General features: G+C 43.0%; 13 protein-coding genes. 11 read left to right on the top strand and 2 right to left on the bottom strand.

All coding sequences use genetic code 11. The features are described from left to right. The first annotated feature begins 120 nt into the window (after positions 1-120). The 9 genes from L3V43_RS12650 (at position 121) to L3V43_RS12610 (ending at position 8,986) form a co-directional block, all read left to right on the top strand. Positions 121-1,200 (top strand): pilus assembly protein PilM, encoded by a 1,080-nt coding sequence (locus L3V43_RS12650; protein ID WP_010368913.1) that lies wholly within the window; start codon positions 121-123, stop codon positions 1,198-1,200. Continuing rightward, on the top strand, positions 1,188-1,760 hold the full coding sequence (locus L3V43_RS12645) for a PilN domain-containing protein (protein ID WP_010607058.1): 573 nt from the start codon (positions 1,188-1,190) through the stop codon (positions 1,758-1,760). Before L3V43_RS12650 ends, L3V43_RS12645 begins: the two co-directional genes overlap by 13 nt. A gap of 16 nt (positions 1,761-1,776) precedes the next feature. Beyond that, the gene (locus L3V43_RS12640) at positions 1,777-2,382 is read left to right on the top strand and encodes a type 4a pilus biogenesis protein PilO (RefSeq protein ID WP_010607059.1); all 606 of its coding nucleotides are present in this window, start codon (positions 1,777-1,779) and stop codon (positions 2,380-2,382) included. Further along, the gene (locus L3V43_RS12635; protein ID WP_010607060.1) at positions 2,379-2,921 is read left to right on the top strand and encodes a pilus assembly protein PilP; all 543 of its coding nucleotides are present in this window, start codon (positions 2,379-2,381) and stop codon (positions 2,919-2,921) included. The genes L3V43_RS12640 and L3V43_RS12635 overlap by 4 nt, the downstream gene beginning before the upstream one ends. After that, positions 2,911-4,977: a type IV pilus secretin PilQ family protein gene (locus tag L3V43_RS12630; RefSeq protein ID WP_010607061.1), complete on the top strand. Its 2,067-nt coding sequence runs from the start codon at positions 2,911-2,913 to the stop codon at positions 4,975-4,977. The genes L3V43_RS12635 and L3V43_RS12630 overlap by 11 nt, the downstream gene beginning before the upstream one ends. 150 nt (positions 4,978-5,127) lie before the next feature. Continuing rightward, positions 5,128-5,646: a shikimate kinase AroK gene (aroK, locus tag L3V43_RS12625; RefSeq protein ID WP_010607062.1), complete on the top strand. Its 519-nt coding sequence runs from the start codon at positions 5,128-5,130 to the stop codon at positions 5,644-5,646. Between the two features lie 26 nt (positions 5,647-5,672). Then, complete coding sequence (aroB, locus tag L3V43_RS12620; protein WP_237116614.1) at positions 5,673-6,743, top strand: 3-dehydroquinate synthase; 1,071 nt, start codon at positions 5,673-5,675, stop codon at positions 6,741-6,743. Further along, positions 6,744-8,105 (top strand): AAA family ATPase, encoded by a 1,362-nt coding sequence (locus L3V43_RS12615; RefSeq protein ID WP_237116615.1) that lies wholly within the window; start codon positions 6,744-6,746, stop codon positions 8,103-8,105. Positions 8,106-8,152: 47 nt separating this feature from the next. Continuing rightward, complete coding sequence (locus L3V43_RS12610) at positions 8,153-8,986, top strand: Dam family site-specific DNA-(adenine-N6)-methyltransferase (RefSeq protein WP_010607065.1); 834 nt, start codon at positions 8,153-8,155, stop codon at positions 8,984-8,986. A 19-nt stretch (positions 8,987-9,005) separates the two neighbouring features. Here the strand turns inward: L3V43_RS12610 and L3V43_RS12605 are convergent, their stop codons facing one another. Both L3V43_RS12605 and L3V43_RS12600 read right to left on the bottom strand, forming a co-directional pair. Then, positions 9,006-9,200: a DUF2970 domain-containing protein gene (locus L3V43_RS12605; protein WP_010607066.1), complete on the bottom strand. Its 195-nt coding sequence runs from the start codon at positions 9,198-9,200 to the stop codon at positions 9,006-9,008. 38 nt (positions 9,201-9,238) lie between these two features. Next, positions 9,239-9,541 carry a hypothetical protein gene (locus L3V43_RS12600; RefSeq protein WP_010607067.1) on the bottom strand — a complete coding sequence of 101 codons (303 nt, stop codon included), beginning with the start codon at positions 9,539-9,541 and terminating at the stop codon, positions 9,239-9,241. A 137-nt stretch (positions 9,542-9,678) separates the two neighbouring features. On the opposite strand from L3V43_RS12600, the gene rpe reads away from it, so the two are divergent. Then, positions 9,679-10,350: a ribulose-phosphate 3-epimerase gene (rpe, locus tag L3V43_RS12595; protein ID WP_010368892.1), complete on the top strand. Its 672-nt coding sequence runs from the start codon at positions 9,679-9,681 to the stop codon at positions 10,348-10,350. Beyond that, positions 10,350-11,015: an HAD-IA family hydrolase gene (locus tag L3V43_RS12590; RefSeq protein ID WP_237116616.1), complete on the top strand. Its 666-nt coding sequence runs from the start codon at positions 10,350-10,352 to the stop codon at positions 11,013-11,015. The genes rpe and L3V43_RS12590 overlap by 1 nt, the downstream gene beginning before the upstream one ends. The last annotated feature ends 20 nt before the right edge of the window (positions 11,016-11,035 follow it).

The raw sequence follows: 11,035 nt of genomic DNA, 5'->3' as shown, positions 1-11,035 counted from the left end.
CCTAGTTAGACTCCCAATTACAGGTAGACACTGCTAGTATATCTTGATTAAAAAACGATTAATATTTTTGTGTGCTAAATTTTTATGGTACACAGTCTTAAAAGGAAACGGGCGCTTCACATGCTGAGCCAACTACTAAAAAAACAAGCACCTCTGATGATAGGGATCGATATCGGCTCCCATTGTGTCAAAGCGGTGTTGCTGTCGAAGACAAGTTCCAGCTACCGAGTAGAAGCCGTTGCGATTGAACCTATTCCGAAAGGAGCAGTAAATGAAAGGGCCATTCAAGACATTGAAGCGATCGGCAACGCGATAACTAAAATGAAGCGGCGCATTCCAAAGCTCACGCAATATGCAGCAGTTGCCGTATCCGGTCAGACCGTGATTACAAAAGTGATCTTTATGGATGTGTCATTAACTGATGCTGAACTCGAGTCTCAGATAGCAATAGAAGCAGATAGCCTGATCCCTTACCCGTTAGATGAAGTTAGTCTAGATTTTGAAAAAATTGGAGTAAACGAAGCCGATCCGTCAAAAATGAATGTGCTGCTCTCTGCGGCTCGTACCGAAAGCGTGCAAGCACGGGTTGGCGCATTGGAAGAAGCGGGTTTCAAAGCGAAAGTTGTTGATGTAGAAAACTACGCACTAAGTAGAGCCATGGATGTCATTTACCCTGAACTGCCAAATGATGCCTTTGATAAAATCGTAGCAATGATAGATATTGGCGCAGTGCTTACGCTGATTAGCGTTATTCAATCTGGGAAAACGATTTACACTCGTGACCAAGTGTTTGGTGGTGAGCAATATACCAACAGCATTGTTGCTTATTACAACAAAACCTACGATGAAGCAGAACTGGCGAAAACGACGGGGGATTTACCTCCAAACTATACCTTTGAAGTCTTGGCTCCTTTCCAAACTTCTATGCTGCAGCAAATTCGTCGAGCAGTGCAAATGTTTATGACGACCAGTGGTAAAGATCATATCGATTACATCGTGTTGACGGGTGGAACGGCTTTAGTGGATGGCTTAGATAAACTGCTCATTGATGAGCTTGGGATCCACACAATAGTGGCAGACCCGTTTACTGATATGGAGATTGCACCAAAAGTAGATAGGCATGTGCTGCAAAAGCATAAAGCGCAATTCGCCTTAGCGACAGGCTTGGCATTAAGGAGCTTCTCATCATGCCACATATAAATTTGCTTCCTTGGCGCGAGCAGCAAAGGCAAGCGTCGCAACAAATCTTTCTGACTATCATTGCGGTGATCATCGCGGCTTGTCTGTTGTTAATGTACATGCTTGGCAGCTTCTATGACGGCTTAAAAACCGGGCAAGAAATTAAAAACCGCTATCTCGAAAGCGAGATCACTCAACTAGATTCACGGATAGTTGCGATTAACGACCTGAATAAGCAAAAAGAAAATTTACAGCGCCGTATTCGGCTTATTGAGGAGTTGCAACTCAACCGCAGTCTCGGCACGCAAATTATCGATGAAATAGCGCGAGTGGTTCCGGCTGGGGTTTATCTCACCAGTCTTGAGCGACAAGACAATATGATCAAAGTCATTGGTCGGAGTGAATCAAACAACCGCTTATCGCAAATGCTACGACAAGTTGAATCATCATATTTAATAGAGCGGCCGGTGATCCAAGGCATAGTAGCCGGTGAGCAAAGTTCAAAATTACTGAGTGATTTTACGATGCATTTTTATATTAAGTCTCATGACGACATCCACTTAGCCGATAAAGCGAAATAGGGCGGAGGCATAGTGCATGAATTTTGACTTAAACAGTTTAAAAGAAATAGATTGGAATGAGCTGGAGCTCGATAATATTGGTCATTGGCCATTTCCTGTAAAAGTTTTATGCTCCGTTCTGGTGGTTTTACTAATGATGGTATTGGGTTATAACCTGATGGTCTCAAGTTCCATTGACCGCTACGACCAAGCGGTTAAAAAAGAGCAAGAGCTGAGAACGAGCTACCGGATTAAATACGCAAGAGCAAACAATCTAGAGCTATATAAACAGCAAATGATTGATATGGAAGCGCAATTCACTGAGCTGTTGAGACGACTGCCAAGCTCCAACGAAACGCCTGGACTACTTGATGATCTGACTTACGTTGGTACCTCAAGCGGATTAACCTTCCTAAAAATTGGCTGGATGCCAGAGGTACGTAAAGAGTTTTATACCGAATTGCCGATTAAGCTAGAAGTGATAGGTAAGTATCATGAATTTGGTCAGTTTGTGAGTAAGGTATCTGAATTACCTCGTATAGTCAGCCTACATGATTTTAGAATCGAAAATGCAGGAAATGGCGAGCTGGTATTTAGTGTTGTGGCAAAAACTTATCGTTATGAGCAAGGAGGTCAGAAATGATCCGACTGATGCTCTGCGTGACCTCGTTGATGTTCATCTCGGGTTGTAATGATAGTACTGCAGAACAAAAAGAATTTATTGATCAGGTAAAAGCAAGTTCAACACCAAAAATCGAGCCTATACCTGAAATGCAAAATTATGAGCCATTTAAGTATAGCGCTTCAGAATTGCGTAGCCCTTTTGTTGCGCCCCAGCCTGAAGTGATTGAAAATAAGCTAGTTCAAATTAAAAACTGTTTACACCCAGATCCAGATAGAGATCGCTATCCATTGGAGAAATTTCCGTTGGATAATCTACGTATGAAAGGCATTATTGCCAAGTCTGATGGTCGTTGGGCGCTAATCGAAGCGGCGACGCAAGGCTTGTATCGTGTAAAGCGTGGTGAATATATGGGCCTGTATCATGGCAAAGTGCTGAGTGTACATGCCGATCATTTAGAATTATTAGAATTGATCCCAGATGGAACGGGATGTTGGAAAGAAAGGCTAACAAAAGTGGAAATGTTAGAAGCGGAACAAGGTGGCACGAGTGAATACTAACAATAACGTTATAAAATCAACCATTAAAAGCACTCGAACATTATGGCGTTCTGTGCTCGGTGTTGCCTTAGTTGGCCTTTCGTCAATTACGCATGCCATTCCTATGTTGTATGACATTCGCTATAACCCCGTTCCGACAGGGGAAACTCAGCTACAACTGGTGTTTGATGAAAAACTCAATACAGAGCCACAAGTTCGTGTTGTCGGCGAAAGCACCAGTATTGAATTGTTTTTCCAGCAGGCTGAGTTTGAAGAAAGCTTAAAAGCTTTGAGTATTGATAAAGCTGGTATTCAAGGCATTACCAGTGAACTCAGAGATGGTGGTTTTGCCGTTTCCATCAACATGGATGAGCTGAAGCTATATAAAACCGAGGTTAAGAATAACCTTGTGATAGTGGAAGTGTCTAATAAACCGATTGTCTCTGAACAAGATCAAAGTCAAAAAGTCACTGCGTTTATCAACCAAATTCAAGCTATCGATTTTCGTCGCGGTGAGAAAGGTGAAGCTAAAGTACTTGCGTTTCTTGAGCACAACCAAGCGGCCATCGATGTACAAGAGCGCGGTGGTAAAATCATTGCGGACTTCCACCATATCGATATTGCAGAAGACCTGCTATACGAACTCGATGTGTTAGATTTTGGCACTGTGGTATCTCGCATAGAAACCTTTAAAGAAGACAATAAAAGCCGCATTGTGATTGAGCCAAATGCGGCATTCAAGTTTACCTATCAACAGCTTGATAACATCTTTACCTTATCAGTTGAAAAAGACGAAGGTAATAAAACCTTTGGCGATAAAAAAGAATATAAAGGTCAGCCGATCACGTTGAATTTTCAGGATATTCCAATTCGCTCCGTACTACAGATCATCGCCGATACAAACAACTTTAACCTAGTAACGAGTGACACCGTATCTGGCAATATAACCTTGCGTTTAGATGGTGTACCTTGGGATCAAGCGCTTGATGTTGTGTTACGTGTGAAAGGGCTAGATAAGCGTATGGATGGCTCTATTTTGATGGTCGCGCCATCTGAAGAGCTCGCTGCTAGAGAAGCCAAGGAATTACAAGCGCGTCAGCAAGTAGAAGAGCTGGAACCATTATATAGCGAGTATATTCAACTTAATTACGCGAAAGCGGAAGAGTTTGCTGACTTACTCAAAACCGATATCAACTCTATTATTAGTCATCGTGGTAGTGTATCGGTTGATAAACGTACCAATACTTTATTAATTAAAGACACCTCACGCAGTATTGAAAGTGTTCGTCGGATGGTTGAAACCTTAGATGTGCCGGTAAAACAGGTGCGTATAGAGTCACGCATGGTTACTGTAGATGACACAGTACAAGAAGACTTAGGTGTCCGCTGGGGCTTTAGCGATCAGCAAGGCAGTGATGCCATCTCTGGTACGCTAGACGGTGCGAATGCGCTATCCAATGGCAATATTCCGTCTTTGGAAAACCGCTTAAACGTTAATTTAGGCGTAAAAGGAGTCCCTGCTGGCAGTATTGGTATGCACATTGCGAAATTAGCTGATGGCACTTTGATAGATCTTGAGTTGTCTGCACTGGAGCAAGAAAATAAAGGTGAGATAATCGCGACGCCAAGCATCACGACAGCTAACCAGAAAAAGGCGCGTATCGAGCAAGGTACAGAGATTCCTTACGTAGAGGCATCATCAAGTGGTGCAACGACGGTGAGCTTCAAAAAAGCGGTTTTAAGCTTGGAGGTGACACCGCAAATTACACCTGATAATAAAATAATTCTCGACTTAGTGATTACACAAGACACTAAAGGTGATACCGTGCAAACGCCAAATGGCCCGGCGACGGCAATCAATACCCAAGAGATCCAAACACAAGTACTGGTTGAAAATGGTCAAACTATCGTACTGGGTGGTATCTATCAGCAAGAAGTGAAAACGGCAGTAAGTAAGATCCCAATTTTGGGCGATATCCCATATTTAGGTCTATTGTTTAAGAACTCTCGTGATATTAATGAAAAGCGAGAATTGCTGATATTTGTGACGCCTAAGATCATTCAAGACAGTTTATAGGCCCGTTGACAGTAAAAGTATTGCGCTTTTTGCGTGGTTTGACTTGAAATTGTTCACGGATTACTGAGATAATCCCCTCCTTAATTTTGGGGCCAGGTCGTTAGGCGGGGTTTTATTTCAAATTTTAGAGTTCGTTTGTACTAAAAAGATATGGCTGAGAAACGTAATATATTTCTAGTAGGCCCGATGGGGGCTGGTAAAAGCACGATTGGTCGTCACATTGCAGATCAATTACACCTTGAATTTTTCGATTCGGATCAGGAAATTGAGCGCCGCACAGGTGCCGATATTTCTTGGGTGTTCGATATCGAGGGCGAAGAGGGGTTCCGCAAGCGTGAAGAAAGCGTCATCTCTGACCTAACAGAAATGCAAGGCATTGTGTTAGCGACAGGTGGTGGCTCTGTGATCAGCAAAGAAGTGCGCAACAAGTTGTCTGCGCGCGGTATTGTTGTTTACCTAGAAACGCCGATCGAAAAACAGGTAGCTCGTACTCAGCGTGATAAGCGTCGTCCATTACTACAAACCAGTGAAGACTCACGTGACGTACTAGAGCGCTTAGCTGATGAGCGTGAACCACTATATAGAGAAGTGGCAGATCACGTTGTTCGCACGGATGAGCAAAGCGCTAAAGTAGTTGCAAACCAAATTATTGAAAAATTAGATTTCTAATATAACAACACCGTAGGAGGGACGCCATGCTTGAATTAAAGGTTGATTTAAACGAGCGGAGCTATCCCATCTTTATCGGTGAACATCTCTTATCTGATGAAGGACGACTTAAGCAGTATGTTGGGCAAAGTCGTCCTGTTATCATCACCAACACCACCATAGCACCTTTATATTTAGACAATCTTTTAGCGATATTTGACGCTCAAAAACCGCTACATTTTGTTATCCCTGATGGTGAACAATACAAATCGCTAGAATGGTTTGAAAAGATCTCTGCCTTTTTGCTCGAGCATAATTGTGGTCGTGATACGTGTTTGATTGCCCTCGGTGGCGGTGTGGTTGGCGATTTGACTGGTTTTGTTGCGGCATGCTACCAGCGTGGTGTTCCGTTTATTCAAATCCCTACGACTTTGCTGTCACAAGTAGATTCATCGGTTGGTGGTAAAACTGCGGTAAATCATCCGCTAGGTAAAAACATGATTGGTGCTTTCTATCAGCCAAAAGCGGTTTTTATCGACACCAAGACCTTAAGTACATTGCCTGCAAGAGAGTTTGCTGCGGGTATGGCTGAAGTCATTAAATATGCGTTGATCTATGACGCATCTTTTCTTGATACATTAACGGATCAGCATTCTCAGCTCAGCGCACTAGATGCTGACAGCCTTCAACAAGTTATTTATAAGTGTTGTGCGATAAAAGCCGAGATCGTCGCCAAAGACGAAACCGAAGCGGGATTGCGTGCATTACTTAATCTGGGTCACACCTTTGGCCATGCGATTGAAGCGCAAATGGGCTATGGTAATTGGTTGCATGGTGAAGCCGTTGCTGCCGGTATGATGATAGCTGCAAATTTGGCTTGTCAGCGCGGCGCGCTTAGTACTACTGATGTTGAAAAGATCCGTCGTGTTATTGCGCTTTATCAATTACCGACAGAAGCGCCAAGCGAGATGACCGCAGCGCAGTTTTTACAACATATGCGCAAAGACAAAAAGAACAAACAAGGCAAAATTCGCTTTATTCTTCCTACGCAACTAGGCCAATGTGCGCTAGTGGATGATGTTAGCGATGAAACCGTGGTAACTCTAATAGGTCGTTAAATGCAGTCGCAAATTTTACCAAGCAGAGCTGCATTGGTAGATAGAATTGCTATGCAATTCGACTATGGCCAAAACCTGATAACCTTAGTCGGTTCTTCAGGTCTTGGTAAAAGCTACCTTGCGGAATCGTTTCTTACTGATAAATACCCAGACTTTAACAAAGCGTTTGTAAAGCTGACTGCCAATACTCAAGAGTTTTATGTGGTACGGCAGCTGCTTGAGCATAGCTTTCGCAGTCCTCTCATTGATCAGAAGTTATCTCTAAGTGAAAACTTCATGTTGCTCCATGATGAACAAGCTTGTGGGCCATGTTTATGGGTGTTAGACAACGTCAGGCATTTAACCCAAGAGCTTGCGGAACAACTACAAAAGCTCGCAAAATCTTCTCGCGAAACAATTTACATACTCGCTACGGCGCAGCAGCCTCAGCTGATCCCTGAAAGTCTGGATATTCATATCGAGCCTTTATCCGTGCTCGAGAGTAAGCGCTTGATGAGCATGTTTTACAAAGACTTACCGCCTGACGAAGATCCTATTTTTAATACGTTTGTTGCTGAAGCTCGAGGTAATCCGAGTGTTTTACTTTCTTGGCAGCCACAGCAGCAGAGTCTAAATTTACGTGAACAAAGCTCCAAAGTAGGTAGCAAATCACAATGGCAATGGTATGTCATTGCGCTTTGTTTGGTATTAACAGCGTTAATGGTTGCTTTAGTGTATAAGCAAGAATTAAAACGATACTGGACGCCAACTCAAGATAATGAAGAAACAGTAGCCACCGCTATTGATGCGCAAGTGGTATTTGAGGCGCCAAATACCACAGTTGAAAAAGTTGAAATTGAAAACGACGTGCAACCAGAGTTGCCAACCGAAGCGCCAACGCAAGTCGAAACAGCGCCTGTTGGCAGTATTTTATCTGCACTAACCGAAACAAAAGAAGATACGACAAACAACAATAGCGCACTATCAGAGCAAGCGGTTACACCTGAAAAAGCCGATGTTGATAGTACTCCTGCCACTTTATCGCCAGTAACAGAGCCTCAGTACGCAGAGCCTGAACTATTGACGGGAAACCCTTGGTATCTCAGTCGCTCAGATGGTGAATGGGTGATCCAGTTACTTGCAGTGACAGAAAGTGAGATTGCAGCTGGGTTTATGGCGGAGCATAACGAGGTAGTAACACAGCAGTTTACTGTTTTAAGAAATGGCCGAACTTGGTTTGTAGTTACTACTGATGCTTACCAGAGTTTGGCATCTGCGAAGCAAGCAAAGGCAGTATTGCCAGAAGCGCTACAAAAAGGTCAGCCATTTTTTAAGAGAATGAGTAAAATTAAACAAGAAATTACTCAGTCTCTCGGTAATTAGCCACATTTAGTGTAAAATCGCGCAACCACTCACGACATAGAACGAGCATGCAACAAAAGACTAGAGCCTTCTTAAAATGGGCAGGCGGAAAATACAGCTTAGTAGAAGATATTTCTAAGCGCCTACAAGCAGCAAGTAATGAAGCCGACACGCTAGTAGAACCTTTTGTTGGAGCGGGATCTGTTTTCCTTAACACTCAGTTTAAGCATTATGTCTTAAATGACATTAACGCTGATCTTATCAACCTGTATAAAGAGTTGAAGCGTATTCCTGATGAATTTATCAGTGACGCTAAAAGGCTATTCGTCGAGCTGAATAACCATCCAGATGCGTATTACGCGTATCGACAACAGTTTAACGAAAGCATTGATGTGTATGAGCGTGCGATTCTATTTCTATATATGAACCGCCATGGCTACAATGGTTTATGTCGTTATAACCTCAAGGGGATCTTTAACGTCCCTTTTGGTAAATACAAAAAGCCTTACTTTCCAGAGCGCGAGTTATATGTGTTTGCTGAAAAGGCTCAACAGGCTACTTTCACCTGTCAAAGTTACAGCCAAGTATTTGAAACCATGCCAAAGAATGCGGTAGTGTATTGCGATCCTCCGTATGTACCTTTGAGCAAAACTGCGTCATTTACTAGCTATGCAAAAGGTGGGTTTAACTTAGACGATCAAGCACAGCTGGCGAATCTTGCGGAAACTGCGGCTTTTGAAAAGCAAACGCCAGTGTTAATCTCCAATCACGATACGGTGTGGACACGAAAGATTTACAATCAAGCGAAGCTAGATGTGATAAAGGTGAAACGTACAATTAGCCCAAAGGGTAATGGGCGGAATAAAGTTGACGAGCTAATGGCGCTATATCACCGTTCGTAATTTGCAGCGACATAAAGGACTAAGCCAAAACAACACCATTTACAAACCAAATTAAGCCAATGACAAAAGCGGCGACAAAAACGATGCCCGCAAAAGCAAACGGCCAAAAATGCTTTTTGTTAAAGTCATATGCTTGTTTTTGACCGCTCTGCACACCAAACATTGCCGCACAGACACTTTGAATTAACGCGAATTTACTATTGGAAGAAGCCATAGTGTTTACCTCTTACCAGTTGATTGGCTCAACTGGTATTAGTAAGGAGATGAAACTTTACTACTGCTTTGATTGTCTTTAGAGCCAAGTAATAACTCAAGCAAATCCAAATAATGGAATTGGCCACTCGAACTACCGCCAGTCAACCACGCAGCCCAACTGGTGTGCGCTTCTTGCTGACATTCCACTGCATTTATTCGACTGCTTAAATTGCCAGTGCTACAAGCGCATGCGGAGTAATTTGCGGCAAGACTTTCATCATTGTCGAAAGAAAATACCCCTGCCGACACGGCTAATACCGTCCCAAGCAGAGCAATCCGTGCTTTATATCTAGAAACCATAACCCTATCCCCAGAAGTTAAATATCACATAATGATACACAATGTTCGTTTATTGCACAATCATAAAGCGCCTTAAATCGCAGACATTTTGGGCAATTTACGGTACAGTATCGCGGTCTTACGTTTAGGGGAAAAGTATGTCTGATTTTTTAATTGCACCATCCATTCTATCCGCAGATTTTGCGAGGTTAGGCGAAGATGTTGAAAAGGTACTGACAGCAGGTGCCGACGTGGTTCATTTCGATGTAATGGATAATCACTATGTGCCAAATTTAACTTTTGGTCCAATGATTTGTGACGCATTAAGAAATTACGGAATTACTGCTCCTATCGACGTACACTTGATGATAAAGCCTGTAGATAGTCTAATTCCCGAGTTTGCTAAAGCCGGAGCGAGCATTATTACATTTCACCCAGAGGCCAGCGAGCATATAGACAGAAGCCTTGCGCTGATTAAAGAGTCAGGTTGTAAAGCTGGCTTGGTATTTAATCCGGGCACACCGCTGCATTATCTTGATCATGTGATGGATAAAATTGATCAAATCCTCTTGATGTCAGTAAATCCGGGCTTTGGTGGCCAAAGTTTTATCCCACATACACTTGAGAAATTAAAAGAAGCGAGAGCACGCATTGACGCTTCCGGTCGCGATATTCGTCTTGAAGTGGATGGGGGAATTAAGGTGGACAACATTGCTGAGGTTGCAGCGGCCGGTGCAGACATGTTTGTTGCGGGTTCCGCTATCTTTAATCAACCCGATTACAAAGCGGTAATAGACGCCATGCGTCAAGAATTAGCAAAGGTAAAATAATGCGTTTTGAGGGTATTTTATTTGACCTTGATGGCACGTTAGTTGATAGCGTCGAGGATATGTACATGGCGCTCAATTTAACGCTGTCTGAGCTTGCTCACCCAATTGTTAGTCATGCTCTGGTGCGTGAATGGGTAGGTAACGGCATCGATATGTTAGTAAAAAGAGGCCTAAGCGGTAGCCATGAAGTTAGCGAAGACTTATCCGAAAGTTTAGCGCACACCGCCATTGAGCGTTTTAAAGTGCATTATGACGAATTAGTTGGTCAGTATGCGGGTTTGTATCCGCATGTTGAGACGGGGTTATCTGCATTTGCCACAGTGCCAAAAGCCGTCGTGACAAATAAAAATCGTGCATTTACGCTAAAACTGCTGGATAAATTAAATCTCACTTCGCATTTTGATTGTATCGTCTGTGGTGATGACACTGACAAAAAGCCGTCACCAGCTCCGCTATTGCTGGCTGCCGAGCGTCTTGGTATATCAGCGGATAAGCTAATCATGGTTGGGGATTCTAAAAGCGATATTTTGGCCGCTCAGGGCGCTAAGATACCTGTGATTGCGCTAAATTATGGGTATAATCAGGGATTCGATTTGAAAGAGTTCAATCCACAGTACCTTTGTGACGGATTCTTAGATATTATTCCCATTATCAATCAACGTTAATTCAATGAAGAAATAAAGGA

Source organism: Pseudoalteromonas sp. L23 (genome assembly GCF_021728455.1).
Lineage (GTDB): Bacteria > Pseudomonadota > Gammaproteobacteria > Enterobacterales > Alteromonadaceae > Pseudoalteromonas.
This window is presented reverse-complemented; position numbering and strand designations above follow the sequence as displayed.